At 45.1% G+C, this 26609-nt stretch carries 27 protein-coding genes; 1 reads left to right on the forward strand and 26 read right to left on the reverse strand.

The genetic code is table 11. From position 1 onward, the window contains the following. Positions 1-59 precede the first annotated feature (59 nt). From hisIE to uvrB, 18 genes are all read right to left on the reverse strand, one after another. Positions 60-695 (reverse strand): bifunctional phosphoribosyl-AMP cyclohydrolase/phosphoribosyl-ATP diphosphatase HisIE, encoded by a 636-nt coding sequence (gene hisIE, locus FED51_RS18205; protein WP_053430296.1) that lies wholly within the window; start codon positions 693-695, stop codon positions 60-62. Further along, the gene (gene hisF / locus FED51_RS18210; protein ID WP_053430295.1) at positions 692-1450 is read right to left on the reverse strand and encodes an imidazole glycerol phosphate synthase subunit HisF; all 759 of its coding nucleotides are present in this window, start codon (positions 1448-1450) and stop codon (positions 692-694) included. Before hisF ends, hisIE begins: the two co-directional genes overlap by 4 nt. Further along, the gene (gene hisA / locus FED51_RS18215; protein WP_010899707.1) at positions 1450-2184 is read right to left on the reverse strand and encodes a 1-(5-phosphoribosyl)-5-[(5-phosphoribosylamino)methylideneamino]imidazole-4-carboxamide isomerase; all 735 of its coding nucleotides are present in this window, start codon (positions 2182-2184) and stop codon (positions 1450-1452) included. Before hisA ends, hisF begins: the two co-directional genes overlap by 1 nt. After that, a complete protein-coding gene (gene hisH / locus FED51_RS18220) occupies positions 2177-2821 on the reverse strand; it encodes an imidazole glycerol phosphate synthase subunit HisH (protein ID WP_010899708.1) in 645 nt (214 codons plus the stop codon). Before hisH ends, hisA begins: the two co-directional genes overlap by 8 nt. Next, positions 2822-3406: an imidazoleglycerol-phosphate dehydratase HisB gene (hisB, locus tag FED51_RS18225; protein ID WP_053430294.1), complete on the reverse strand. Its 585-nt coding sequence runs from the start codon at positions 3404-3406 to the stop codon at positions 2822-2824. Further along, positions 3403-4677 carry a histidinol dehydrogenase gene (gene hisD, locus FED51_RS18230; RefSeq protein ID WP_053430293.1) on the reverse strand — a complete coding sequence of 425 codons (1275 nt, stop codon included), beginning with the start codon at positions 4675-4677 and terminating at the stop codon, positions 3403-3405. Before hisD ends, hisB begins: the two co-directional genes overlap by 4 nt. Beyond that, positions 4674-5312 (reverse strand): ATP phosphoribosyltransferase, encoded by a 639-nt coding sequence (hisG, locus tag FED51_RS18235; RefSeq protein WP_010899711.1) that lies wholly within the window; start codon positions 5310-5312, stop codon positions 4674-4676. The genes hisD and hisG overlap by 4 nt, the downstream gene beginning before the upstream one ends. Further along, a complete protein-coding gene (locus FED51_RS18240; protein ID WP_010899712.1) occupies positions 5309-6502 on the reverse strand; it encodes an ATP phosphoribosyltransferase regulatory subunit in 1194 nt (397 codons plus the stop codon). Before FED51_RS18240 ends, hisG begins: the two co-directional genes overlap by 4 nt. A 224-nt stretch (positions 6503-6726) precedes the next feature. Beyond that, complete coding sequence (locus FED51_RS18245) at positions 6727-7227, reverse strand: acyltransferase (protein WP_010899714.1); 501 nt, start codon at positions 7225-7227, stop codon at positions 6727-6729. Continuing rightward, on the reverse strand, positions 7224-7871 hold the full coding sequence (gene ppaX / locus FED51_RS18250) for a pyrophosphatase PpaX (protein ID WP_010899715.1): 648 nt from the start codon (positions 7869-7871) through the stop codon (positions 7224-7226). Before ppaX ends, FED51_RS18245 begins: the two co-directional genes overlap by 4 nt. After that, positions 7861-8814 (reverse strand): nucleoside recognition domain-containing protein, encoded by a 954-nt coding sequence (locus FED51_RS18255; RefSeq protein WP_010899716.1) that lies wholly within the window; start codon positions 8812-8814, stop codon positions 7861-7863. Before FED51_RS18255 ends, ppaX begins: the two co-directional genes overlap by 11 nt. 27 nt (positions 8815-8841) lie before the next feature. Continuing rightward, a complete protein-coding gene (lgt, locus tag FED51_RS18260) occupies positions 8842-9711 on the reverse strand; it encodes a prolipoprotein diacylglyceryl transferase (protein WP_053430292.1) in 870 nt (289 codons plus the stop codon). A 19-nt stretch (positions 9712-9730) separates the two neighbouring features. Continuing rightward, entirely contained in the window at positions 9731-10663 is a 933-nt protein-coding gene (gene hprK, locus FED51_RS18265) for an HPr(Ser) kinase/phosphatase (RefSeq protein WP_010899718.1), read from the reverse strand. Between the two features lie 264 nt (positions 10664-10927). After that, on the reverse strand, positions 10928-11287 hold the full coding sequence (locus FED51_RS18270) for a phage holin family protein (RefSeq protein ID WP_175414339.1): 360 nt from the start codon (positions 11285-11287) through the stop codon (positions 10928-10930). 2 nt (positions 11288-11289) lie between these two features. Continuing rightward, a complete protein-coding gene (locus FED51_RS18275; protein WP_010899720.1) occupies positions 11290-11487 on the reverse strand; it encodes a PspC domain-containing protein in 198 nt (65 codons plus the stop codon). A gap of 17 nt (positions 11488-11504) precedes the next feature. Then, on the reverse strand, positions 11505-12599 hold the full coding sequence (locus FED51_RS18280; RefSeq protein WP_053430290.1) for a DUF4097 family beta strand repeat-containing protein: 1095 nt from the start codon (positions 12597-12599) through the stop codon (positions 11505-11507). A 92-nt stretch (positions 12600-12691) separates the two neighbouring features. Next, positions 12692-15565, reverse strand: coding sequence for an excinuclease ABC subunit UvrA (gene uvrA, locus FED51_RS18285; protein ID WP_053430289.1), 2874 nt, complete (start codon positions 15563-15565; stop codon positions 12692-12694). A 6-nt stretch (positions 15566-15571) separates the two neighbouring features. Continuing rightward, positions 15572-17554 (reverse strand): excinuclease ABC subunit UvrB, encoded by a 1983-nt coding sequence (gene uvrB, locus FED51_RS18290; RefSeq protein WP_138090926.1) that lies wholly within the window; start codon positions 17552-17554, stop codon positions 15572-15574. Between the two features lie 201 nt (positions 17555-17755). On the opposite strand from uvrB, the gene FED51_RS18295 reads away from it, so the two are divergent. Beyond that, positions 17756-18319, forward strand: coding sequence for a class D sortase (locus FED51_RS18295; protein ID WP_010899724.1), 564 nt, complete (start codon positions 17756-17758; stop codon positions 18317-18319). Positions 18320-18376: 57 nt separating this feature from the next. Here the strand turns inward: FED51_RS18295 and FED51_RS18300 are convergent, their stop codons facing one another. The 8 genes from FED51_RS18300 to FED51_RS18335 form a co-directional block, all read right to left on the reverse strand. After that, the gene (locus FED51_RS18300; protein WP_010899725.1) at positions 18377-18601 is read right to left on the reverse strand and encodes a DUF2198 family protein; all 225 of its coding nucleotides are present in this window, start codon (positions 18599-18601) and stop codon (positions 18377-18379) included. 58 nt (positions 18602-18659) lie between these two features. After that, positions 18660-19850, reverse strand: a complete 1191-nt coding sequence (locus FED51_RS18305; protein ID WP_233443927.1) for a PDZ domain-containing protein — start codon at positions 19848-19850, stop codon at positions 18660-18662. A gap of 228 nt (positions 19851-20078) precedes the next feature. Further along, on the reverse strand, positions 20079-21527 hold the full coding sequence (locus FED51_RS18310; protein ID WP_459554161.1) for a S41 family peptidase: 1449 nt from the start codon (positions 21525-21527) through the stop codon (positions 20079-20081). A gap of 221 nt (positions 21528-21748) precedes the next feature. Continuing rightward, a complete protein-coding gene (locus FED51_RS18315) occupies positions 21749-23089 on the reverse strand; it encodes a murein hydrolase activator EnvC family protein (RefSeq protein ID WP_138090932.1) in 1341 nt (446 codons plus the stop codon). A gap of 33 nt (positions 23090-23122) precedes the next feature. After that, a complete protein-coding gene (gene ftsX / locus FED51_RS18320) occupies positions 23123-24019 on the reverse strand; it encodes a permease-like cell division protein FtsX (protein ID WP_138090935.1) in 897 nt (298 codons plus the stop codon). Then, positions 24009-24695: a cell division ATP-binding protein FtsE gene (gene ftsE / locus FED51_RS18325; RefSeq protein ID WP_175414358.1), complete on the reverse strand. Its 687-nt coding sequence runs from the start codon at positions 24693-24695 to the stop codon at positions 24009-24011. Before ftsE ends, ftsX begins: the two co-directional genes overlap by 11 nt. 578 nt (positions 24696-25273) lie before the next feature. Then, positions 25274-25609, reverse strand: coding sequence for a c-type cytochrome (locus tag FED51_RS18330; protein WP_134229436.1), 336 nt, complete (start codon positions 25607-25609; stop codon positions 25274-25276). 61 nt (positions 25610-25670) lie between these two features. After that, positions 25671-26543: a YitT family protein gene (locus tag FED51_RS18335; protein WP_053431917.1), complete on the reverse strand. Its 873-nt coding sequence runs from the start codon at positions 26541-26543 to the stop codon at positions 25671-25673. Positions 26544-26609: the final 66 nt, after the last annotated feature.

Genomic DNA, 26609 nt, shown 5'->3' on the forward strand with positions numbered 1-26609 from the left:
CCCTGTCCCTTACAAAAGAAAACGACCTTGCACGAGCTAAGCAAAGTCGTTCACATCCGTCACTCCTCTTTTGGGCGATGCCTTTCTTCAAGTACGGCTAGCACCTCATCGAGGGGAAGCTTCTGTTCACGAAGAAGGACGAGCAAATGATAAAGCAAGTCAGCCACTTCCCACTTCAGCTCTTCGGCATCGCGATTTTTTGCAGCAATGACTACTTCTGTTGCCTCTTCTCCGACCTTTTTCAATATTTTGTCTACACCTTTTTCAAATAAATAGGTCGTATAGGCCCCTTCAGGCATTTCAGCTTCTCGCTCAGCAATAAGTGCTTCAAGCGTTGCTATGATTCCAAATCGATCGCTAGCTCCATATATTTTTTTGCCGAAAACCGATTCAAAAAAGCAGGAATACTTCCCTGTATGACATGCTGGCCCTTTCAGTTCGACTAGAACGACTAATGCATCGCCGTCGCAATCGTAACGAATGTCGACCACTTTTTGTGTATGACCAGACGTTGCCCCTTTATGCCAAAGCTCTTGTCGCGATCTGCTGTAAAACCAAGTTTCTCCTGTTTCCACCGTTTTTTCGAACGATTCACGATTCATATAAGCGAGCGTTACAACTTCCTTGCTTTGCGCATCTTGGACAACAGCCGGAATGAGCCCCTTGTCGTCAAATGTTAGATCATCCACGTTCATCGTACCGCCACCCCTTCTTCACGCAAATGCGTTTTCACTTCAGCAACTGATGTTTCTTTATAATGGAAAATGGAAGCGGCCAAAGCGGCATCCGCATAAGCATTCATAAAAACGTCCACAAAATCTTCCTTTGCTCCGGCACCACCTGAGGCAATCACTGGAACGCTCACGGCTTCACTCACCTTGGTCGTCAAGGCAAGGTCAAAGCCCGTCTTCGCACCATCTTGATCCATGCTTGTGAGCAAAATTTCCCCAGCTCCGCGACGGACTGCTTCTCTCGCCCAGTCACACACTTCCCATTCTGTCGGTGTCCGTCCTCCATGGGTGTAAATACGCCAAGATCCAAGGGCTACATCGAATTTTGCATCAATCGCAACGACGATACACTGGGAGCCAAAATAGTCGGCACCTTCAGTAATAAGCTCTGGACGCGTAACCGCTGCTGTATTTAACGATACTTTATCTGCTCCTGCACGCAGCACGCGCTTCATGTCCTCCAGGGAGTTGATCCCTCCTCCAACGGTAAACGGAATCGCCAGCGTTCCTGCCACTTTTTCGACCACATCAATCATCGTCTCACGCCCTTCGTGGGAGGCTGAAATATCAAGAAATACCAGTTCATCTGCTCCTTGTTCATCGTAAAAGGCAGCAAGCTCTACAGGGTCACCAGCATCACGTAAGTCAACGAATTGCACCCCTTTGACGACCCGGCCATCCTTCACATCTAAGCATGGAATGATCCGCTTTGTGAGCATTAGCTCTCCTCCTTTAACGCATCTTCCAGCGTAAATTGATTCGTGTACAAGGCTTTACCGACAATAGCCCCTGCGATTCCGTTCTGCTTTTCGTTTCTGAGAGCATCGAGGTCTTGTAAGGAGCTAACCCCTCCTGATGCGATCACCTGTTTTCCTGTCGCCTTCGCTAGCTGAACAATCGCCTCCGTATTCGGGCCCGACAGCATGCCATCGCGAGAAATATCAGTAAAAATAAAGACTTCTGCCCCATGCCGGGCGAGCTCTTGCCCAAGCGTTTCCGCTTTTACCGAGGACGTTTCCAGCCAGCCTTCCGTTGCCACGTACCCGTCGCGCGCATCTAAGCCGATGGCGATTTTTTCTCCGCCATATTTCTGCAACATTTCTTTCGTAAACGCAGGATTGTTCACGGCCACACTCCCTAAAATCACCCGACTGATTCCCCGGTCTAGGTAATACGCGATGTCCTCTGCCGTTCGGATTCCGCCCCCAACTTGAACGTTCACATCGAGCTCTGTTGCGACCTTAACGACGTGCTCGTGGTTCATACGTTCTTTTGCCTTAGCTCCATCTAAATCGACCATATGAATCCATTCAGCACCTTGTTCGGCAAACGACTTTGCCATGGTAAACGGAGAATCCCCATAAACGGTCTCTTGATTGTAGTCGCCTTGGACGAGACGAACACATTTGCCGTCGCGCATATCAATCGCCGGGTAAATGATAAACTTAGCCACGCGCCTTCACTCCCTTTTCCACCATTGCTCCGTAATTGCGTAAAATACTCATCCCAACGTTGCTGCTTTTCTCTGGATGAAATTGAGTCCCAAGAATGTTCCCACGCCCAACGACCGCTGGCACCGTTTCATAATAATGACTCGTCGCAAGCAGAACATCGTCCGCATCCGTCTTTACGACATAAGAGTGAACAAAATAAACATGCCCCTCTTCAACATCCGTTAATAACGGGTGGTTCGGCTTTCGAAAGGTTAACTGATTCCACCCCATATGCGGCACTTTATACGTTGAACCGTCCGTTGCAACACCTGGAAAGCGTATGACGCGACCTGGCAGCAACGACAACCCTTTCGTCCGTTTATTTTCTTCACTCTCTTCAAACAACAGCTGCATCCCTAGGCAAATGCCTAACAGCGGTTTTCCTTCGTCTACCCAATCTTTTATAAAGGCCGTAAGCCCCGTCTCATTTAAAATGGACATCGCGTCATGAAACGACCCTACTCCTGGCAAAATTAAGCCGTCTGCCTTTTGCAATTCCTCAGGCTGTTCGGAGACGATATACGACCATGATAATCGTTCAAGTGCTTTACTGACGCTGTGCAAGTTTCCCATACCATAATCAATGATGCCGAGCATTTATAACATTCCTTTCGTAGAAGGTACACCTTTGACACGTGGATCGATCGTCGTGGCTTCATCGAGGGCGCGAGCAAGCGCCTTAAAAATCGCCTCAATGATATGGTGTGTGTTTTCGCCATAGTGCACGATGACATGAAGATTCATTCTCGCCTCAAGCGCTAGCTTCCATAAAAATTCGTGCACGAGCTCTGTATCGAATGTGCCCACTTTCTCACTCGGCATGTCCGCACGAAACTCTAGATGGGGACGGTTACTTAAATCGACAACGACTTGAGCAAGCGTTTCGTCCATTGGGACAAAAGCGCTACCGTACCGACGAATCCCTTTTTTATCAGCGAGTGCCTCCTTAAGCGCTAGACCAAGGCAAATGCCAAGATCCTCGGTTGTATGGTGGTCATCCACTTCGGTATCTCCTTTTGCATCGATCGTCAAATTGAAATGACCGTGCTTCGTAAACAAATCGAGCATATGGGTCATGAATGGAACTCCAGTTGTTAGATTCGATTGGCCTTCGCCGTCAACCGCAAATATGAGTGAAATTTGCGTCTCTCCAGTCTTTCGCTCAATTGTTGCCTTTCTCATCGTTCATCCTCCAATCGAATGTCAATTGCTCGAGCGTGAGCTTCCAGTCCTTCTAGCCGGGCAAGTGCAGAAATTTTTGCACCGTTCTCCAATAGAGCTGCTTTGCTATAGGAAATAATGCTTGATTTTTTCACGAAATCGTCCACATTTAATGGACTTGAAAACCGAGCCGTCCCATTCGTTGGAAGTACGTGATTCGGTCCGGCAAAGTAATCACCTACAGGCTCCGAGCTGTATGGACCTAAAAAGATCGCCCCTGCATGCCGGATTTTTCCCAAGAAGGACATTGGCTCTTCTGCTAAAATTTCTAGATGCTCTGGCGCAAGCTCATTTACAACAGATACGGCTTCCTCCAACGTTTCCGTTACGTAGATTGCCCCGTAATCACGAATGGAAGCAGCCGCAATTTCCCGCTTCGGTAAAGTTGTGAGCTGTTGATCCACTTCTACTGCCACCTCTTCGGCTAACGCTCTTGATGGCGTGACGAGAATGGCGGAGGCACGTTCATCATGCTCGGCCTGAGACAATAAATCAGCTGCAATGTAGCGCGGATTCGCTCGTTCGTCAGCCAACACAACAATCTCCGATGGACCTGCGATCATGTCAATGTCCACATGACCAAAAACAGCCCGTTTTGCTAAAGCGACATAAATGTTACCAGGGCCCGTAATTTTATCAACGGCAGGGACTGATTCAGTACCATAGGCTAAGGCAGCGATCGCCTGAGCACCCCCAACTTTTAAAATCGTCTTAACTCCTAACTCAGCCGCAGTTACAAGAACACCGGCCGGGATGGAGCCATCTTTTTGCGGTGGTGAAACGATCACAATGTTTTGTACTCCCGCCACTTGGGCTGGGATGACATTCATCATGATCGAAGATGGATAGGCTGCTTTACCACCTGGAACGTAAAGACCGACAGAATCAAGGGGGGTTATTTTTTGTCCGAGAATCGTTCCGTCCGGCTTTGTCGTCATCCATGAATTTCTTTTTTGCCGTTCATGAAAATCGCGAATGTTTTCAATCGCCTCGCCGATCGCTTGAAGTACAGGCTCCTCCATTTCTCGGTACGCTGCTTCGATCTCGGCTTGCTGCACACGTAAAGTTGTCAAGTCGGCACCATCAAATTGCTTGGTTAATGTAAAAAGGGCTTGATCTCCCTGTTCGCGTACTTGGGCAATAATTGAATGGACGGCATCTTGCTGCATATCCGTCCCCGTATCTAAATCTCGTTTTAAGCTAACCGAATCATTTATTGTTACGATCTTCATGCGCCATCCCCCTCTACTACTTGCAACAATCGTTCAACCATTTCATCTATGCGCTCATCCTTCATGCGATAACTTACCGGGTTGACGATGAGACGCGAGGTGATCGTCATCATTTTTTCTAGTTCCACAAGTCCATTTTCCCGCAACGTTCGACCTGTCGACACAATGTCAACGATTCGATCGGCTAGACCAATCAGTGGGGCAAGCTCAATCGAACCATTGAGCTTAATGATTTCCACCTGCTCTCCTTGCTCCTTAAAATAACGGGTCGCCAAATGAGGATATTTCGACGCCACTTTTGGATTCAGATCGTGCTTTTTCTCATAATTCGGTAACCCGGCAACCGCTAAGTAGCATTCACTAATCTTCAAGTCAAGCACTTCATAAACATCCCGTTCTTCTTCAAGCATCACGTCTTTTCCTGCAACCCCTACGTCAGCAACCCCGTGCTCGACATAGGTTGGAACATCCATCGGTTTGGCTAAGATGAAGCGCATATTCTCCTCAGGAACGTCGACAATGAGCTTTCGCGAAGCCTCGAACTCAGCTGGCAAGTTGTAGCCTGCTTTTCTCAATAACCCGACAGCTTCATCGAAAATTCGCCCTTTCGGCATCGCTACCGTTAACATGCTCATGCGTCCTCGCCCCCTCTACCTGCTGTTCCAATACAGTAAATCACATCTTGATAGTTTGACGACATTGCATCTACATCTGTCACGCCAGCTAAATCTTGTAGGACGACCGCTTCTCCGTTTGCTCGCTTCTTTCTCGCCAGTTCAATTGCTTCAAACCGACGCTCATTACTAAACAAAATACATGTTTGCTCATGTCCATTTGATATGATTTCTCCATTCAATGCTTCCACCAGTAAATCGATGCGCACACCGAATCCAGTTGCCTGAGCTGGACGATGGAATTTCGATAACAACTCATCATACCGGCCGCCACTACATAACGGCACACCGAGCCGGTTGCCATATCCTTCAAACACGACGCCCGTATAGTAGCTCATATGGAGAACGAGGGTTAGATCAAATTTTACATATTCGCTCGCACCGTAACTCTCCAACACCTCATAAAGTTTCGTCATTTCCGCAAGGGCCGTTTTTCCTTTTTCCGTTTGGATCAGCCCTCTCGCCTCTTCGATCGCAGCCCGCCCCCCGCGTAATGACAGTAAGTTCATGAGTCTGCTTTTATCAATAGTGGACAGGTTTAAACTTTTCACATGCTCACGGTAGCCTACATAATTTTTCTCATATAAAAACCGACGCAAACGATCCGCCCGTTGCTCATTACCGACCACATCCATCAGCAAAGCATTCACATAACCTACATGGCCAATCGCCACCTTAAATTCGGATAGACCCGCCCGTTTTAATGCGGCGATCATGAGAGCGATCACTTCCCCATCAGCACTCGCCGTCCCGTCACCAATTAATTCAACACCTAATTGCTCAAATTCTGCTGGCTTGCCCCCTTCGTTTTGTTGCGCTCGGTAAACATTGGACTGATAGGCAAGTCGTAATGGATACGCCCGATCTTTTAAGCTGGAGGCAACAAGGCGCGCAATTGGAGCGGTCATGTCAGGTCTGAGCACAAGGGTATTCCCTTGTTGATCCAACAGCTTAAACAACTGCTGATCTAAAATGGCCGATACAACTCCCACCGTCTCATAATACTCAAGCGTTGGTGTTTCTATCATATCGTAACCCCAAAGGTTGATTTCTTCGGTCATTTGATCACAAATATTCTTTTTCGTCTTATACCATTCAGGAAGGGTATCCCGCATGCCAAATGGTTTCTCAAACATAAACGGCTTTGACATTCTCCACACTCCTAGCTTTAGGATCAACAAACAGATACTTTAGTTCGCTAATATACTAACAAGATAAAGGATTAGTAGTAGTTTACCGAGTTTTTTGAATTTCGTCAACAATTAGGTGCGCATCTTTTCTATCGTATCCTTACACTAAATCCTCAGCTTGATGCGAAACTTCATGGACAAACAGGGGCAAAAATCAAAAAGACTAGCCCTTCCAATAGCAAAGGCTAGTCTTTATCGTCACGATTTTGTTTAATGACCTGCATCGGGTTCCCACCAACAAATGCACCTGGTGGGACATTTTTGTGAACAACAGTTCCAGCAGCGATAATGGCACGGTCGCCGATCGTTACCCCAGGTAAAATCGTTGTATTTGCGCCAACCATCACTTCATCGCCAATGATCACATCACCGAGGCGATATTCCTCAATTAAATATTCATGGGCAAGAATCGTCGTGTTGTAGCCGATGATGGAATTACGTCCAACAGAGATGCGCTCTGGAAACATAATATCAGGCATAACCATAAGAGCAAAGGCTGTTTTTTCTCCTACATCCATTTTTAGAAACGTGCGATACAGCCAATTTTTCACGCTGACAAACGGCGTATAGCGAGCGAGTTGGATCACCACGAAGTTTTTAACCACTTTCCAAAACGGAACGGTTTTATAAATTTGCCAGAGCGAATTGGCGTGTTTCACCGGATAACGCTCTGTGTCTCGACTCATCTTGCTTTCACTCCAACGATGTCGAGCAAGTCGGGCATTGAGCGCAGGACATAATCCGGATCAAATTGACGAACATAGTCTTCCCCTCGAATCGCGTAGCCGACGACCGCTGTTTTGACACCAGCATTTTTACCGCCTAGGATATCGTGAGAGTTATCTCCGACCATGATCGTTTCTTCTTTTTTTGCCCCGAGGGCGTTCATCGCTTTTTCGAGTGGTTCAGGGTTAGGCTTTACGTTCTCCACATCGTCCAAGGCGACGATTACATCGAAAAACTCATCTAAGCCAAACAATTTGAGTCCTTTCATCGCCGTTTCCCGAATTTTCGTTGTAACGATCGCAAGCTTAAAGCCTTGCTCATGCAATGTTTTGACTGTTTCGTACACCCCTTCATAAGGTTCAACAAGCTTGTCGTGATGAGCATGATTATGCTTGCGATACGTAGCGACCATCTCTTCGACTCGTTCAGGGTCTAGACGCTTGAAGCTGTCCGTTAACGGAGGACCGATGCATTCAATCGCATCTTTTCTGCCATATTTCCCTGGATAATACGTCTCGAAGGTGTGTAAAAACGACGAAATGATCAGCTCATTTGTGTTGATTAACGTTCCGTCTAAATCAAATAGCACTGTATTAATTTCCATATGTTGCTTCCTTTCGTTTCAAGGCTTCCTGCTTCTCCAGACGATTCCAAATATAAGCGACTGCAATTGTGAGAAGTACAGCGGTTACAACCCGAATGATCAGCAATGGCCATACCGGGATGCCGAGCGGAATGAAAATGAGCGTATCTTCAATAACCGCATGGCATGCGACGAGAAAAATGAACACAAGGTACAGATCCTTTTTCTTGACACCGTCCTCTTTGATTGCCTGTATCATGACGCCTGCACCGAATGCCAGTCCGAATAGGAGTCCAGAGGCGAGCGTCGTCGATGTATTTTCACGAATGCCTAGCACTTTTGTAAAGGGTGACATCCATTTTGAAAACGTCTGAAGCCAATTTAAGTCTTTCATCACCTGTACCAAAATCATGAGCGGAATGACGATCAGTGCCAACTGAGCAACCCCAGCAGCAGCTGTCCATAATCCGTCGCCCACCATGTTTAGCCAGCCGTGTATTTCCGGTCCTGCGGAACTGGAAACAAAACCATATTGAGCGATCTCTTGACCACCAGACCAAAACAAGTGAATCAAAAAGGCCGAACCGAAAGCAAGTCCGAGACGGACGGCGAGAATAACGGACATGCGAATCCCCACCTTCGTCGCCACCGCTGACTCGATAAACAAGTTATGGGAGAAGGATAGCATCACCGCAAGGATAAACACTTCCTTGACCGTTAGTTCCATCGTTAAAATCGCACCGATTCCTGCGTATAAATTCAAGGCATTTCCTAACACGAGAGGAATGGCGGCTTCCCCGCGTAGGCCAATATAGCCCATCGCCGGTGCAAGGAAGGCCGCAAGCCAATCAAGGACAGGTGTATGTCCAAGAATCGTGACAATTAACGTAACAGGAAAAATGACTTTCCCTAATGTCCACGTCGTCTGTAGTCCGACGAGGAGCCCTTTTTTCAGCGTATTCATTCCTTTCTCTCCTTCCCCAAATCCAGACTACTTTTTCTTTTTCTTCTTTGTCTTTTTCTTGTTACCATTCGTCCGGGCTGGTTGATGGGGGTCTAAATACCGCTCTGTCGCAAGACCCTTTGCTCGCCGATACCACCATAATAACAGGGCACCGACAATGAGTAGGATCGAAACAATTTGCGCCGTTCGAAGCGAATCGCCGATCATTAAATTATCTAAGCGCATCCCTTCAATGAAAAACCGTCCGATCGAGTACCAAATGAGATAGGAGAAAAATAATTCCCCTCGGCGCAAATTAACTCGTCGCAACAAGAGTAAAACCACGACACCGATAAAGTTCCAAATAGACTCATACAAAAAGGTCGGATGGTAATACGTTCCGTTAATGTACATTTGGTTAATAATAAATTCGGGTAGCATGAGCCCTTCAAGGAACTCGCGTGTGACCGGTCCACCGTATACTTCTTGGTTCATGAAGTTTCCCCAACGGCCGATCGCTTGCCCGATTAATATACTTGGTGCAGCCACATCCATAAGCTGCCAAAACGAGAGCTGGCGCTTTTTCGTTAAGATATACGCCGTTAAGACCCCACCAATTAGAGCTCCATGAATGGCAAGACCGCCTTCCCAAATATAAAAGACTCGAATCGGATCATCAGCAAATTGTTCCCAACGGAAAATCACATAGTAAAGCCGCGCGAAGATAATCGCCACTGGAATGACGTACATGACAAAGTCAGAGAATGTATCTTTTGGCATTCCTCGTCTCACCGATTCCCGCGACGCCATCACATACCCAATAATGACCCCAAGGCCAATAAGGACTCCGTACCAATAAATTGTAAACGGACCGAGCTGTAAAAAAACACGATCAAGTGGTTCAATCATTTCCTCCATGGTTTCACCTCAAAGCCTATTAAAATTCTTGCTCTCCTTCTTCAATCACATCATTTAAGCGATCAGAAAATTGCTGTGCTGCATTTATGCCTAAACGTTTTAACCGGAAATTCATCGCCGCTACTTCGATAATAACCGCTAAGTTCCGACCTGGTCGGACCGGGATGGTCAACTTCGGAATATCAACATTCATAATTCGCAAGTAATCTTCACTTAATCCGAGGCGATCATAAACTTTCTTCTGATCCCACAGCTCAAGGTTGACGCAGAGGGCAATTCGTTTAAAAGGTCGAACAGCACCTGCCCCAAATAGAGTCATAACATTGATAATCCCTAGACCGCGGATCTCAAGTAAATGTTGGATTAATTCAGGTGAACGCCCAACGAGTGTGTCTTCATGCTCACGTCTAATTTCGACCGAATCATCCGCCACTAACCGATGTCCACGTCGAACGAGATCGAGAGCCGTTTCACTTTTACCGACCCCGCTGCTTCCTGTAATGAGCACGCCAATTCCATAAATATCGACAAGGACACCGTGAACGGCGGTTGTCGGGGCAAGCTGACTCTCTAAGAAGTTCGTTAACATACTACTTAGCCGCGTGGTCGTGATGTTGGAACGCAGGACAGGAACGCCCACTTTTTCCGACGCCTTCAATAATTCAGGTGGAACCTCAAGTCCACGCGAAATAATAATCCCAGGTGTATCATACGTACAAAGCTTCGACATTCGCTCTTCTTTATCTACTGGTGACAGCTGCTTATAAAAAGAAAGCTCTGTTCTCCCTAACAACTGAAGACGCTTCGCCGGATAATACGTAAAAAAACCAGCCATTTCAATCCCAGGTCGTGAGATATCACTCGTCGTAATCGAGCGATGAATACCTTCTTCTCCTGAAAGCAATTCAAGTTGAAACCGTTCAAGCAAGTCGTTTGCTGTTACTTTTGCCATTTCTCAAAACCCCCATCTCATCTTACCATACTCTCTATTTCAAAACATGAATCTCACACTCACCTTTCCATTTTACCACGTTTCTACATAAATCCATTCATTCGTTTGCTATATTAAATAGGATAGGATAGAAAGAAAACAAATTGAACGAAATAAAACCTCACCGATTTGCGAGGTTTCAGACGATGGGAGATCCCTTCCCAATAGTAATCTTCGTATTTCCCTATTAAAAACAGATAAGGACGACCCTTATCTGTTTACGGATTAACGTTTTTCTTGAAGCGGCTTAATGACGAATGTTTGAATAAGCGCATTTAAAATGGCGATTAAGACAGCTGCAAGGAGGGCCATGCCAAACCCATCAATTTGGAACGCATTCCCCATGAGACCTGCTGCTAGCATTAACGTAATCGCATTAATGACGAACATGAAGAGGCCAAGGGTTAAAATCGTTACAGGTAATGTTAAAAGAATGAGGATGGGGCGAACGATAATGTTTAGCACCGATAAAATGATACTAGCGATGACCGCGGCCCCTATACCAGATAAATAAAACCCTTGAAAATAGCCAGCTATCACCACCAATACGATGGTGTTAACGAGAATTCCTGCGAGCCAGCCCATAATTAATCTAGATCCTCCTCATTTGGGACGATAGCTGCGGCAATGATGTAGCCAATCAGCACAGGGAAAAAAGCTGTTACTAACGCAAGAACGACGACACCGATACGTACGAGCGTCGGGTCAATATTAAAGTATTGGCCAATTCCTCCACAGACACCAGCAAGCTGGCGATCATATTGGGCTCGAAATAACCGTCTCATTATTCATCACCTCTTTCTTACCGGTCTTTCACCACAACAGACCCTGTGTTCGTGAGTGCTGTGATTTTTAAGCGCGGCGATTGTTCCTGATTGCCTACAAAGCTCATGACTTTATGGGCAAAGTCTTTCCGCTCCTCAAGGATCTCAAAGGAAGAAAGCCTGCAAGAATATCCGCCAACGTTCGTCTTAAGCTTTCCTTCAACGCGCAGGCTTGTAGGTACGGATACTTCAATGCTTCCGGTAGTCGCCTTGAGCTCAGCAAATCCCGATTCGTTTAGTTTTTCTAGTTCATAGACGATCGACCCGTTCACCGTTTCAGCATCTAAGTCTTGCATCGCGCCCGTTACGGTTATGCCGCCATTAATGGTCTTCATATCTACAACATCAGCAGAAAGTCCTCGTAATTCAATGCCTCCATTGACCGTTTCCGCCATTAGTTTTTTCGCCTCTGCTTTTTCAAATGTAATCGGTCCATTGAGAGTGTTCATATCAAGCGTATCCGCCTTTACTGGATCTCCCTTGATTTCGCCATTAAAGGAGTAAATCTTTACCGTTTCAAATGAACGCTTTGGCACAAAGACCTTTGTCTCTACTTTGATCGTCTTTACTCTCGTATGGAACAACAACTTCCGTTCATCGACTCGGAAGGTTGCCTCTTGCAAGAAGAGCTTTCTTGCTTCTTCCGTATCCTTTACCCGATAGACCTTGGCATTACACTCAATTCGAACGTCGGGCTCATCCCATGGAATCAAGGTTACAGGCCCGTTTTCAAGTGAGATATCCAGAGAAGCAGGGGACACATTTCGGTGTTGGAAAATGTGGTCAACCGTTACAAAGGAGCCAAAGTTAAAGTCAAGGTCAAAGTCTTTAATTTTCTGGATCGCTGACTCGACAAACTCTGTTAACTTGCTTGGGTTAAACCCCCACTCACGCTCCCGCTCCTTCCGTCTTTCCTGCTTCTGTTCACTATGATCCCAATCAACCGACGTGGAAACGGCTGTAGATGCCTTTTCCTCCTCCTTCGTGCCCATCGCCTCTAACAGCTTAACGCCTTCTTCTGCGGTAATCTTGCCCTCTTCGATCATTTTTAAAATCATTTTCCGCTCTTCCATCGTTTTGACTCCTCCTTGCGATTTTTTGCACTACTGGAGTTTACGTTCATACCGAGAAAAAGTTTCATTCTATTTTATTGTAGGGCAGTTTGTCAACTACGCTGCAATTCATGCTCGCGAATACGAGAGTCCATCCGCTTACGATCTCGCTCTAAAATCGGACGCAAATACTTACCTGTATAGGACCCTTCTACTTCAACTACTTCTTCAGGGGTTCCTTGAGCAACAATCGTTCCCCCTTTGTCGCCACCTTCCGGACCAAGATCAATAATATGATCAACCGTTTTAATCACATCTAGATTATGTTCGATGACAAGCACGGTGTCACCATTATCTACAATTCGTTGCAATACTTTAAGGAGCCGGTCAATATCATCCACATGGAGCCCTGTCGTCGGTTCATCTAAAATGTAGAGAGTTTTCCCTGTTGCTCGCTTATGAAGCTGAGAAGCAAGCTTCACGCGCTGCGCCTCACCTCCAGAAAGGGTGGTGGCAGGTTGACCAAGCTTAATATACCCTAAACCGACATCGACTAACGTTTGAATTTTTCGCTTGATCCGCGGGATGTTCGTGAAAAATTCTAATGCTTCCTCCACCGTCATGTCTAAAACATCGGCAATCGTTTTTCCTTTATACGTAATGTCAAGCGTTTCCCGGTTGTAACGTTTTCCATGACACACTTCACAAGGAACATAGACGTCTGGTAAAAAGTGCATCTCGATCTTGATGATGCCATCACCGCGACAAGCCTCACACCGACCACCTTTAACGTTAAAGGAGAAGCGCCCTTTTTTATAGCCGCGGACCTTCGCTTCATTTGTCATCGCAAACACATCGCGGATGTCGTCAAACACCCCTGTGTACGTTGCTGGATTGGAGCGTGGCGTCCGACCGATCGGCGATTGATCAATATCAATTACTTTGTCCACATGCTCAATACCGACGATCTCTTTATGTTTTCCTGGCTTGTCTTTCGCTCTGTGTAACTTTTGCGCAAGGGCTTTATGGACGATTTCGTTAATAAGCGTACTTTTCCCCGATCCTGACACCCCAGTTACAGCAATAAACACACCGAGGGGAAATTCCACATTCACTTGTTTTAAGTTGTTCTCACTCGCTCCCTTGACGGTAAATGAATTTCCGTTCGGCTGGCGACGCTCACTTGGAATCGGGATAAACTTTTTCCCCGACAAATACTGCCCGGTAAGCGACTCGGCATCATTCATAATTTCCTCAGGACTACCTGCAGCTGTGACTTGACCGCCATGAACACCAGCTCCTGGTCCAATATCGATAATATAGTCAGCCGCTAGCATCGTATCTTCGTCATGTTCCACGACAATCAACGTGTTCCCTAAGTCACGCATATGAGCAAGAGTCGAAATGAGTCGGTCGTTATCCCGCTGATGAAGGCCAATGGACGGCTCGTCTAAGATGTAGAGAACGCCCATGAGCGAAGATCCGATTTGTGTCGCGAGGCGAATGCGCTGGGCTTCTCCTCCAGATAAAGTGCCAGCAGAGCGGCTTAACGTTAAATAATCCAGACCGACATTCATAAGAAAGCCAAGGCGGTCATTTATTTCTTTTAAGATTAACCTCGCAATCGAAAAATCTTTTTTGGACAGCTCTAACGACTCAAAAAATGTTTTAGCTTCTTTTATCGATAGCTTCGTCACTTCTCCTAAATGTTTACCGCCAATTAAAACAGCTAACGCTTCTTTTTTCAAGCGATGACCTTTACACGTTGGACAAGCCTTTTGCGCCATATACGCTTCAAGTTGATCGCGAATGTAATCCGATGACGTTTCGTGATAACGACGTTTCACATTCGGGATGACCCCTTCAAAAAGGATCTCATTTTCCCGCACTTGCCCTAGGTCATTTTCATACCGGAAAAAGATTTTTTCATGGCCACTGCCATACAAAATTTTCTCAAGCTGATGGTCGGGTAGCTGTTCCACTGGTGTATCCATATCAATTCCGTAATGGTTGCAAACCGCTTCCAGCATTTGCGGATAGTATTGCGAGCTAATCGGCTCCCACGGTGCAATGGCGTTCTCACTTAACGTTCGAGATCGATCAGGAATTACAAGTTCAAGGTCAACCTCTAGCTTTACCCCTAGCCCATCACACGTCGGACAAGCGCCAAAAGGGCTGTTAAAAGAGAACATTCGCGGCTCAAGCTCAGGAATAGAGAAGCCACATTGGGGGCACGCATGGTGCTGGCTAAACAGCAATTCCTCTTTGCCAATAATATCGACAACAACTCGCCCATCGGCCAATTGCAACGCTGTTTCAAGAGAATCCGCTAAACGAGTTTCAATGCCTTCTTTTACGACAATTCGGTCAATCACGACTTCAATCGTATGCTTCTTGTTTTTGTCTAGCTCTATTTCTTCCGCTACCTCACGCATTTCCCCATCTATGCGCACCCGAACAAACCCTTGCTTTTTAATATCCTCTAGTACTTTCACGTGTGTCCCTTTTCGTCCAGATACAAGAGGGGCGAGAATTTGCAGCTTTGTCCGTTCTTCATAAAAAAGTATCCGATCCACCATTTGCTGTACTGTTTGCGAGGAAATTTCAATTCCATGCTTCGGACAGACAGGTTTTCCGATACGCGCATAGAGAAGGCGCAAATAATCAAAAATCTCTGTCACCGTTCCTACAGTTGAACGGGGATTTCGACTTGTCGTTTTTTGATCGATTGAAATGGCCGGCGACAAGCCTTCAATCGAGTCCACATCAGGCTTATCCATTTGTCCGAGGAACTGACGTGCATAAGCAGAAAGGGACTCTACATATCGCCGCTGTCCTTCAGCATAAATCGTATCAAAAGCCAAAGATGACTTCCCAGAGCCCGAAAGCCCGGTTAACACGACGAGCTTATCTCGAGGAATGGTTACATCTATGTTTTTTAAGTTGTGGGAGCGTGCTCCTTTTACAACAATGTTATCTAACCCCATTTTTTTTCACCCTTCCGCTTTCAACTCAAGAATGAGATCTCTTAGCTCAGCAGCCCGTTCAAAGTTGAGCGTTTTTGCAGCTTCTTTCATTTCCGCTTCCATCCGCTCGATGACCGCTTCTCGTTCTTTTTTGCTCATTTTTTGTTTTGGTGCATGACTCGTATATTCTTCTCCGTCTTCTGCCACCATCGCCGTTGCTTTAATCACATCTGGAATCCGCTTTTCGATCGTCTTCGGCGTAATGCCATGCTTTCGGTTGTACTCTTCTTGGATCGAGCGTCTCCGCTTTGTTTCATCAATGGCAATCTGCATCGACTTCGTCATACGATCCGCATACATAATGACGTAGCCATTGGCGTTCCGCGCTGCCCGTCCGATCGTCTGAATTAAAGAGCGCTCAGCACGTAAAAAACCTTCCTTGTCTGCGTCTAAAATAGCCACTAGTGAGACCTCAGGTATGTCTAATCCCTCACGAAGTAAGTTAATCCCTACAAGAACATTAAACGTACCAAGCCGTAACTGCCGGATGATTTCGATTCGCTCTAACGTCTTCACTTCAGAATGGAGGTAGCGAACTTTAATGCCAACTTCTTTTAAGTAATCGGTTAAATCCTCGGCCATTTTTTTCGTCAATGTTGTCACAAGCACCCGCTCGTTTTTCGCCACTCGCTCGTTGATTTCTCCAATTAAATCATCAATTTGACCTTCGATTGGCCGAACCTCTATCACCGGATCAAGCAAGCCAGTCGGTCGGATGATTTGTTCAACCATTTCTGGGGTGTGCTCAAGTTCATATGGACCAGGAGTAGCCGAAACAAATACCGCTTGATGAACTTTATGTTCAAACTCCTCAAACTTAAGGGGACGGTTGTCTAACGCTGATGGCAAGCGAAATCCATGATCCACAAGAACACCTTTTCGCGCTTGGTCCCCGTTATACATGGCACGGATTTGTGGAATCGTCACGTGCGACTCGTCGATGATGATAAGAAAATCATCGGGAAAAAAGTCGAGCAACGTATAAGGAGTTTCTCCCGCTTTACGTAACGTTAAATGGCGGGAGTAGTTTTCGATCCCTGAACAGAATCCCATCTCGTGAATCATTTCTAGGTCATAGCGGGTCCGTTGCTCAAGCCGCTGAGCTTCCAACAATTTTCCTTGATCATGTAGTTCTTTCAGCCGCTCTTCCAATTCTGCCTCAATTGACTTGGTCGCTCGCTTTAATTTTTCTTCGCGGGTAACGAAGTGAGAAGCTGGAAAGATGGCGACATGGTTCCGCTCACCTTTAATTTCACCTGTCAGAGCGTCAACTTCCGTGATGCGATCAATTTCATCACCAAAAAACTCCACACGGATGCATTGCTCGTCCCGTGAAGCTGGGAAAATTTCGACAACGTCTCCTCGAACACGGAACGTCCCACGGGTAAAGTTCACATCGTTACGATCATATTGAATGTCTACGAGCTGGCGCAATAAATCATTGCGTTCAATCTCCATGCCCGTCCGTAATGAACAGACGAGTTCTTTATATTCTTCAGGTGAACCTAAACCATAAATACAAGAAACGCTCGCTACGATAATAACATCGTTTCGTTCAAATAAAGCACTTGTCGCTGAATGTCTAAGCTTATCTATTTCATCGTTGATACTTGCATCTTTTTCGATATACGTATCGGACTGGGGCACATACGCTTCCGGTTGATAATAATCATAGTAACTCACAAAATACTCGACAGCATTGTTCGGGAAAAACTCCTTAAATTCACTATAAAGTTGTCCCGCCAACGTCTTGTTATGTGCAATCACAAGTGTCGGCTTATTGACTTGCTGGATGACATTAGACATCGTAAACGTTTTCCCAGTACCTGTTGCACCAAGCAACGTCTGATGTTTTTTTCCTTCATTAATCCCTGCTACAAGCTGCCGAATGGCGTTCGGTTGATCTCCTTGGGGCTTGTATTGAGAGACAAGTTCAAATGACTGACTCACAGTGACAGGACCTCCTCTACGATCATTTCAAGTGTGAACATTATATCATAGTTTTACTGGAAACACACAAATTTTACGAACATTTGTTTTGTTATTTACGTTTTGATCATGGAAAAACATTTAAGAAACCGTTAGTGAATATTTGATGGTATAATTTTGTTATTCAGAACTTGTAGTAGGATCGAATTAGAGGAGGAAACCATGGGAAAAAAGCTCGCTATTTTCATTATGTTCATCGGGTTAGCTTGCCTCATCTATGGAGGATGGCAACTATTTTTAACATCGTCTCTACAGAAGCAATCGTTGACAGAGGCGCGAGAGATTACCGGGGAACAGGTTAGCAGCCCAGAAGATTTTCAAGCCAACATGGGAGATGTGATTGGAATACTGGAGATCACGAAGCTAGAGGCAGAGCTACCGATCGTTTCCGGAACCGATGAAGACGAACTCGATCGGGGGGTCGGTCATTATACAAGCACCGTCCTGCCAGGGCAAAACGACCAGATCTTACTATCAGGTCATCGCGATACCGTTTTTCGCGATATGGGAAAATTGGAAATAGGGGATGACTTGACCGTCCATATGCCTTACGGAAGTTACACGTATCGGATTGTTGATACGGAGATTGTCGATGCTAATGATACATCGGTTATACGTTCGACGGCCCCAGACGAAGTGCTGACCCTCTCGACATGCTACCCTTTCAATTTCATAGGGAGTGCGCCCGAACGATATATTATTTACGCCGAGCCGTACAATCAGTAATCAGGAAATATCACATTACGTTAACCACGAGAAAGGAGCCGCAGCTGCGGCTCCTTTCTACATTCCTGGTTTTTTTTTCAATACTCGTTTACCGAAATGCCAGCCTGCAAGCAGTGAGATCAGGGCAATGGCAATAACATACCATGGCTTTTCATGCAAACGAAACCACGCAAACAAAACCATAAAGGATACAATCGTTGCTCCTAGTAGGTGAAACGTTACTCGTGTCACACCGACCATAAGGAGGATTGGCAAAACGAGTGCAAGGAAAACATCCATCATCTATATGTAATCTCCTTTTAATGCAAATACGATAGTGGACAAAAGTTACAAGTTGACGTTAAATAACGGAATCTTGTAACTCATGATCTTCTTTTACTAATAGTACACCAAGCTGATGATGTTCTCCATCATAAAGCGCTCCTTGGGCAAAACGGACTTCCCCTGCTTTATCGATAACCTCAAGTCGACAAAATGCAGAATTCTCTTGAAGCGCCTCATAAAACGAATACTCGTTATTAACCATTTTCCCATTCACTCGTAAAATCGTCTCTCCTATTTTTATCCCCATTTTCTCAGCCGGGCTACCAGGTAAAATACCAAGTACTTTACAACCTGTCCCTTGATTGGTAAACAGGCTTGTACTTGAGCGATCCTTTATTTTTGCCATTAAATGAATACCTTCTCGTCCGACAATCGCCACAATGGCAAAAAGAACAGATAGCCAAGGAACATACCAAGTAATACATACGATCAGCGCAAGGGTAAGGGCTAACCCTAGAACTTGATTACCTACCTTTCGTGAAACCACTTTTGGCAATGAAGACCAAATCTTAAAATCAGTACCGATTAAAAACGGAACCACTAGCGGCTGAAGTGATACTCCTGCAACCGTTAATATAGGCCAAAAGGAAAAGGTCGGGATCGCTCCCTCCGGAATGAACAAGACGACAGGCAAAAGCCACAGCCTTTTCACCCGGTGGAAACCGACCCACTTGCCGCGTTTGCTCCTCACAACAACTGGAGACGAAAAGCTACCACCTCGTTTCGCGATCAGCATCCCTTCAGCTGAAAGCAACAGCACGGTCAAGTACATGATCACTAAAACAGGGATCTGACTTGCCGATTGAAGTCGTTCGTCAAACCACGGCCAACCGGTTGTAACAAAAGGTGCCAATAAAACAACACCAATCATGAATGCCCCTACATAGGCAGGACTAATCCAACGAATATTCATTGTCACGATAGTTAAAAGATAAACAATCAATAACAGCCATAGCCAATCAATTGAAACCGTTAAGCCAATGACTATGGTTACAAGGGAAAGAAGACTCCCTGCGATCAACCCTGGAAGAAATGGGACCACGTAGTCCGCACGTATGCGAAGCACTCTCGTGTGGAAATGTTCTCGTTCCCGTCGGACTCGCTGCCAACCGATAAGGCCCATCAAGGCTAGTCCGATGTATAGTAAAGGATGGATAAAAAAAGCAGCAATTCCTATGATGATGCTTAGTATGATTGCTCCAACCATCGACAAATGCTCCCCCTTCGCTCAACTCTCTCTTACTATCTTATCGTGAAATTATCGTTTCGTCATGGACCTTTTGGGTATTTCCTTTAATTCTTGCCCAATAGTGAAAGTTGAAGACTCACTCGTTGCAATGCTTTGCGGTCCACATCTCTCTCATACGAAAGAAGGAGTACACTGTTTGTGCACTCCTCTCAGATTCGACGCGCTTTACATGATTCCTTCTTTTAATCATTGAGCCTGCTCTACAATTAAATCTAAGGCGACACGCAATTGTTGATCATTTTCTTGATCACGAACTAAGTCAACAATGCTTTGTTGTAAAGCTATTGCTGTTTCTTCATCCAAGACACCTGTTGTCTCAAGCTCCTGAGAATCTTGGAAGGCACGAACAGCTTTTTCCGTCTGTTCTCCAAAGTAGCCATCTGTTCGCCCAGGTTCAAATCCTAATCCCTTCAGCATCATTTGTGCATGTTCGATTTGGTCGTTCAACATATCAAGCTCTAATGGTTCTTCCACGCTTAAGGGTGCAGTGTAAAAATAGTCAGGTTGCAAGACTTCAACTGTCGGCTCCACTCCGACACCATTAATATCATTTCCATCAGACGTTAACCAGCGAAACAGAGATAGCTTAATCTCGCTACCATCCCCTAGCTCTATTGACTGTTGTACAGTCCCTTTACCGAACGTCGTTTCCCCGACCACATCATAATGACCTGCCTCCTTGAGTGCGGCGGCTAGTATTTCTGAAGCTGATGCACTTCCTCGATCAGTCAATCCGACAATTGGGTATGGCTTTTCCTCTTTTAGCGTGGATAAGTAGCGCATTTTCTCCCCGTCTCGGTTTTGAATCTGCACAATCGGTTCCCCTTCTGGAATAATGAGACTACCGATATCTTCCACGGCGTTTAAATAACCACCAGGATTTCCTCTAACATCAATAATTAACCCGTCGATCCCTTCGCCTTCTAACTGGGCAAGACCTTCTTCAAAACGATCAGCTGTATCTTCTGAGAAAGAGGTAATTTCAAGCATTCCAATGGTCAGTCCGTTTCGTTCAAAGCGATGAACATGAACTGTTTCAATTGGAATTTCGTCCCGCTCTACTGTTATATTAACGACATTTGACGCACCAGGACGTTCGATCGTCAAATCAACTGTCGTCCCTTTTTCTCCCCTGATTTTAAGAACCGCTTCATAAAGAGAAAGGCCTTCGGTCGATTCTCCATCAATTTCTAAAATCCGGTCATTTGGCTGTAGTCCCGCTTTTTCTGCTGGAGATTCGCGAAATGGAGCCACGATTGTGACATATCCATTGGTCATACTTACCTCAGCGCCAATCCCTTCGAAATGGGAGTCTAAAGACTGGACAAATTCTGCTGCCGTTTCTGGATCCATATAAACAGAGTAAGGATCATCCAATGTGCCTAACATTCCTTCAATCGCGCCTTGTAGGAGCTTTTCCTCATCCACTTCATCTACGTAACGATCCTGAATGAGCTGGAACGCTTGCTGAAACTTGGCAAAAGCCTCCTCATCCGATAACGTTGCGGGAGGGCTTGATTCAGAACTAGCCGTTTCCTCTTGGGGTGAGCTAACGTTATCACCGGCCAACCCAAAGTTTGATAAGTAAGCGACCGCTCCAACAATGGCTGCAATCACAACAACCATAACGAGCATACGATTTCCTTTCACGTTGTTCCACCTCTTTCAACATCCTGCATCACCTAATCATACTCCTCTTCTTAGTTTAACGTTTTACTGCCTATTCGTCATCCACCGTTTCCCCTAATTCCGAAAAAGAATCTCTATCGAACTTCCCCACTAGGAAAAAGAAAGAAAAGAAGACATTGCATATCATAGCAATGCCTCCTTTATAAGGTTATGAGATTGTCTTACATTTAATTAATATAATTCATTGGGTTTACAGCACTAGAACTTCCTCTATAAGACCCTTCATGAACTTCAAAATGAAGGTGTGGTCCTGTTGAGAGCCCTGTGTTCCCCATAATTCCAATCGTTTGTCCTTTGGATACGCGCTGTCCAGCAGAAACGCTGCGAGTCTCAAGGTGTGCATACAAAGTTGTCACTTGTCTTCCGTTGTAGCTGTGGGCAATGATGACCATGTTTCCATATCCACCACTACTGTAAGTCGATTGAACGACCGTCCCATCATAGGCAGCAACAACAGGGACATTACTTCTATTACCTCTACGAATATCAATACCAGCATGAAGTTTTCTTTGTCCGGTAACCGGATGTGTACGATAACCAAATGGAGATGAGATATCTCCAGTGGCTGGTCTCATAAATCCAGAGCCGGACGAGGATGGCATAGAACCTGTTTCTCCACCACCCCCGCCACTGCTACCGCCATTAGAGCGTGAAGTTGTACCAGAATTTGAGCCTTCTGATGAAGAAGACTGCTGAACTGCCGCTTTTTCGGCAGCTTTACGTTCTTCTTCTTGCTTTTTCCAAAGCTCATACTCTTCTTGCAATGCTTTTTCTTGTTGACGTAGAAGCGCTTCATCGTTTTCAAGTGACTCTAAATCATCATGCAGATCGCCTTCACGGCTTGCAAGCTCAGCCATCACCGCTTCTTTTTCTTTTTGTTGCTCTTCTAGCTGAGCCATAAGATTTTCCAGCTCGACCAAGTGACCTTCTAGCGTCTCTAATTTTTCTTCTACTTGCGCCTTCGCTTCTTCTAGTAGGCGATGATCTTCAATATGTGCCTCTAGAATGCTACGATCTTGTTCAGCAATAACCGATAGGGCACTCACTCGGTCAAGAAAATCTCCGAAGCTTTTCGCTCCTAAAATAACCTCTAAATAGTCAACGGAACCACCGTTTTGATACATGGCGCGAGCCCGTTCCTTTAACAGTTCATCCCGCTCAGCGATTCGCTCTTCTAAAATCTCAATTTGCTCTTTTAACTCTTCAATCTCAGCTTGTACTTCTTCAATTTCTTCGCGCTTGTCACGAATCTTTCTGCTCGTTTCTTCTACCTCTTTATCGAGGCGCTCAATCTCGGCATTTACTTCGCCAAGTTCCTTTTCAACTTCCTTAAGCTCAGCTTCCGTCTTTTGTTTTTGCTGTTGTTTTTCTTGACGTTCCTTTTGGACATCAGAAATTTGATTTTGAAGAGATGAATTTGCCTTTGCATCTTCAATACTAGATTGAGAGAATAAGATACTAAATGTGAGTAATCCTGCGGCCGCTACTAGACTGATTTTACGGTTCATGAACTCCCTTTCCTCCTCATAAGCACTTGTTCTTTAAACTTTAAGAAACTTGCGAACAGACATAATGCTTCCCCACATTCCGATAAACGCCCCAACAGCGATCAATACCACAGCTACTTGCAAGATCGATGGTGTTACAGGGGTCATCGAGAACAAAAAGCTTTGAACTTGTCCACCAAAATTGTTGTACACATAGTAGTATCCGCCCCATAGTATCGCAATCGGTATGAGAGCTCCGATGACACCGAGTAAAATTCCTTCGATAAAAAATGGCCAGCGGATGAAACCATTTGTGGCTCCAACGAGTTTCATAATTTGAATCTCTCGTTTTCTAGCAAAGATGGTTAACTTGATCGTGTTCGAAATCAGAAACATCGCTGTGAGCATCATTCCAATGATCAAGACGAGCCCACCTGTGCGAACAAAGTTCGTGATCGTAAAGAGTCGGTTGACCACATCACGTCCGAAATGAACAGATTCAACATGGTTCATCGCTTCGATTTGATCGGCAATTTGCTCCGTTAATTGCGGATTAGTCGCACGGACAACAAACTTGTCATTTAACGGGTTTTCCTCACGGAGAGACTCAAATACTGGAGCAGTCTCCTCATCTAAACTACCAATGAGTTGATCCAACCCTTCATCACGAGAAACGTATGTAACACTCTCAATGTTAGGGATTGTTTGAATTTCGGCTTCAAGAGCTTCCTGTTGTGTTTTATCAGCTGTTAGCTCTATGTATACATTTATCTCTACATCGTCCTCGACCGTGGTTGCCACTTGGTTCATATTCATGATCATGAGAATAAAGGCACCAACCACAAACAACATAACAGCAACGGCGCTGATCGAAGCGAATGTCATCCAACCATTTCGCCCTAGGTTTTTTGTTCCTTCGCGAACGTGACGAGACAGGGTTCTAAATTTCATACCCATAGTTCCCCCTTGCTTCATCCCGAACGACTCGTCCATTTTCAATTGCAATGACTCTTCTCTTAATCGTGTTAACGATCTCCTTATTGTGAGTTGCCATAACAACAGTCGTGCCGAGACGGTTAATTTCTTCTAAGGTGTCCATGATTCCCCACGCTGTGTCGGGGTCTAAATTCCCAGTTGGCTCGTCCGCAATCAACACATCCGGCTGATTAACGATAGCTCGTGCAATCGCTACACGCTGCTGTTCTCCCCCTGAGAGTTCACTCGGTAAAAAGCGTGCCTTGTTCTTCAAGCGGACAATGTCAAGAACATCCATTACTTTTTTCTTAATCGCCTCAGGGGATTCTTCAATAACCTCTAAAGCGAAGGCAACATTCTCGTAAACAGATTGTGAGGTTAATAGTTTAAAATCTTGGAAAACGACACCAATGTTTCGTCGGAGGTATGGTATTTGCCGTTCCTTTAAGGAGGAAAGATTTGTATTGTTGATGACAATCTCCCCTTTAGTAGGTCTTTCCTCACGATAAATCATTTTAATGAATGTTGATTTCCCAGCACCACTAGGTCCAACGATATAAACGAACTCACCTTTTTCGATATTTATATTGATTCCATTAATCGCTTTAACACCGTTCGGATAAGCCTTCCAAACATCTTTCATTTTAATCAAATTCAATCACTTCCCCATGTTCTTGCGCAGATTCATTCTCTCCCGCTAGAACTTCCTGAAAAACATGTCGATAGACACAAAATCCTATCAACTTATGTCGGTTGTTCCACCCAACACATTATAACATCAATTGTTTAACGGTGATATTACAATTTAATTTCAAAGCTTGTCATATTCTACTACCATTCTGAAACCCCCTGTAAACTAGCGGTTTTCCGACCCGTCTCTCATTTGATATGTAAAAAAGAATTATAGGAAATTACTTTTTATACCATGTAACAGGTCTCATTTTCCTATTATGGTTACATTCCCTTCTGAATCTATATCATTATAGTATAAACCAATAAAATCCAATTCTCTTCACATTTATTCCTTTTTTTCATTAGAAAAACTCGGCGTTCCGCCAAGTTTATTAAGAGAAGTTTTTTCCTTTAGTCCTTTATAAAAAATAATCACTTTTAAAAAGGACAAAAAGCTCTAGATGCCTTCACACTAGAGCTTGGGTAAATAGATGATACGTCCTTTTTGAGTAGAAGAGCCTCTTTCACACTCCACGACTCCACTAATGTTATTTGCGATCACTGTGCCTCAATCCACTTTGCTAAGTTTTCCGCTTCTTCTTGGTCTACATTTTGTGGAGGCATTGCCCCTTTACCGTGTTCAATCGCATGGATAATTTCTTCATAAGAATAGGCACCATCAGTCAATTGCGGACCTGCGCCTCCTTCAAGATTTCCTCCATGACAAGCGATACAAGCTGCTTCGTATGTTTCACGGGCCATCGTCGCATCAAAATCTCCAACTACTTCTTCCGTATCTGCTGGTGTTTCTTCCACATCTTCACCAGCTCCACCACATGCCACCAGAGAACCTAAGACCATAAGACCACTTAGGGCAAACAAACATTTTTTCATTGCAATTCCTCCTTGAAGTCATGAAATAGTGTTCGTTCACAATAGCTCTAGTTTTTCAAGGCTACGCACGCTTAAACCCTTCTCCAAGGACTTCTGTTGCACTTGTTACAATTACAAAAGCCTGGGGATCAATGGATTGCACGATTTGCTTCAACTTGGTGACTTCACTTTGTCCTACGACACACATGAGAACTGGACGTTCTTGGTTTGTGTACCCACCATAGCCGACCAACTTGGTAACACCACGATCAATGTCTTGGAGAATGCCTTTACGCACTTCTTCTTGCTGATTTGAGATAATTAGAGCTACCTTCGCATATCCTACCCCAATCTGAACAAGATCAATCGTCTTTCCTGTTACAAAAAGAGCAATTAATGCGTAAAGCGCATATTCTATGCCAAACAAAAAGGCCGCGGACATGACGATCAGACCGTCGATCATAAACACGCACATGCCGACAGATAGGCCTGTGTACTTATGGACAATTTGAGCGGCTAAATCCGTTCCGCCTGTACTTGCCCGCGCTCGAAAAACAATCCCTAATCCTAAACCGACGCCCATTCCTCCAAAAATAGCACCGAGCAAAGGGTCTAATGTTGCAGGGGGCAGATCTTTCGTCAACAGGACAACCAATGGAAGAAAGGAGGTTCCGATTAACGCTTTGATCCCATACTTCAATCCTCCCAATAGCCATACCCCTAACAGAAAAAGCGGAATGTTAAACGCCCATTGAACATAGGCTGGTTCAAGACCTAATGTATAATTAATGAGGATACTAATCCCGCTTACGCCTCCAGATGCCACTTGGTTCGGTAATAAAAACAAATTAAATGCTAACGCTACAAAAGCTGATCCAATCAGCACATATGTATAATCAATGACCCCTTGCCTAACAGGGGAATGTGGTTGTCTACGGTGTTTTACTGTACGCAACTGATTCACGCTCCCTCTCCCATATTCTATCTTATTTTCGTGCGTTCAATCCACTGGAAGAGTATA

The sequence above is a fragment of the Halalkalibacterium halodurans genome, from assembly GCF_005671335.1.
Lineage (GTDB): Bacteria > Bacillota > Bacilli > Bacillales > Bacillaceae_D > Halalkalibacterium > Halalkalibacterium halodurans.

Excerpts from the sequence above, each read along its gene's own strand:
- hisF (WP_053430295.1), bottom strand. The coding sequence starts at position 1,450 with ATGCTCACAAAGCGGATCATTCCATGCTTAGATGTGAAGGATGGCCGG.
- FED51_RS18275 (WP_010899720.1), bottom strand. The coding sequence starts at position 11,487 with ATGAGACGGTTATTTCGAGCCCAATATGATCGCCAGCTTGCTGGTGTC.
- FED51_RS18240 (WP_010899712.1), bottom strand. The coding sequence starts at position 6,502 with ATGTCAAAGCCGTTTATGTTTGAGAAACCATTTGGCATGCGGGATACC.
- FED51_RS18300 (WP_010899725.1), bottom strand. The coding sequence starts at position 18,601 with ATGATGGATGTTTTCCTTGCACTCGTTTTGCCAATCCTCCTTATGGTC.
- FED51_RS18245 (WP_010899714.1), bottom strand. The coding sequence starts at position 7,227 with ATGAGTCGAGACACAGAGCGTTATCCGGTGAAACACGCCAATTCGCTC.
- hisB (WP_053430294.1), bottom strand. The coding sequence starts at position 3,406 with ATGAGAAAGGCAACAATTGAGCGAAAGACTGGAGAGACGCAAATTTCA.
- FED51_RS18330 (WP_134229436.1), bottom strand. The coding sequence starts at position 25,609 with ATGAAAAAATGTTTGTTTGCCCTAAGTGGTCTTATGGTCTTAGGTTCT.
- FED51_RS18305 (WP_233443927.1), bottom strand. The coding sequence starts at position 19,850 with ATGGTTGGAGCAATCATACTAAGCATCATCATAGGAATTGCTGCTTTT.
- hisIE (WP_053430296.1), bottom strand. The coding sequence starts at position 695 with ATGAACGTGGATGATCTAACATTTGACGACAAGGGGCTCATTCCGGCT.
- FED51_RS18310 (WP_459554161.1), bottom strand. The coding sequence starts at position 21,527 with ATGCTCGTTATGGTTGTTGTGATTGCAGCCATTGTTGGAGCGGTCGCT.
- ftsX (WP_138090935.1), bottom strand. The coding sequence starts at position 24,019 with ATGAAATTTAGAACCCTGTCTCGTCACGTTCGCGAAGGAACAAAAAAC.
- hprK (WP_010899718.1), bottom strand. The coding sequence starts at position 10,663 with ATGGCAAAAGTAACAGCAAACGACTTGCTTGAACGGTTTCAACTTGAA.
- FED51_RS18270 (WP_175414339.1), bottom strand. The coding sequence starts at position 11,287 with ATGGGCTGGCTCGCAGGAATTCTCGTTAACACCATCGTATTGGTGGTG.
- ppaX (WP_010899715.1), bottom strand. The coding sequence starts at position 7,871 with ATGGAAATTAATACAGTGCTATTTGATTTAGACGGAACGTTAATCAAC.
- hisD (WP_053430293.1), bottom strand. The coding sequence starts at position 4,677 with ATGAAGATCGTAACAATAAATGATTCGGTTAGCTTAAAACGAGATTTA.
- lgt (WP_053430292.1), bottom strand. The coding sequence starts at position 9,711 with ATGGAGGAAATGATTGAACCACTTGATCGTGTTTTTTTACAGCTCGGT.
- FED51_RS18280 (WP_053430290.1), bottom strand. The coding sequence starts at position 12,599 with ATGGAAGAGCGGAAAATGATTTTAAAAATGATCGAAGAGGGCAAGATT.
- hisG (WP_010899711.1), bottom strand. The coding sequence starts at position 5,312 with ATGAGCATGTTAACGGTAGCGATGCCGAAAGGGCGAATTTTCGATGAA.
- FED51_RS18255 (WP_010899716.1), bottom strand. The coding sequence starts at position 8,814 with ATGAATACGCTGAAAAAAGGGCTCCTCGTCGGACTACAGACGACGTGG.
- FED51_RS18315 (WP_138090932.1), bottom strand. The coding sequence starts at position 23,089 with ATGAACCGTAAAATCAGTCTAGTAGCGGCCGCAGGATTACTCACATTT.
- uvrA (WP_053430289.1), bottom strand. The coding sequence starts at position 15,565 with ATGGGGTTAGATAACATTGTTGTAAAAGGAGCACGCTCCCACAACTTA.
- hisH (WP_010899708.1), bottom strand. The coding sequence starts at position 2,821 with ATGCTCGGCATCATTGATTATGGTATGGGAAACTTGCACAGCGTCAGT.
- FED51_RS18295 (WP_010899724.1), top strand. The coding sequence starts at position 17,756 with ATGGGAAAAAAGCTCGCTATTTTCATTATGTTCATCGGGTTAGCTTGC.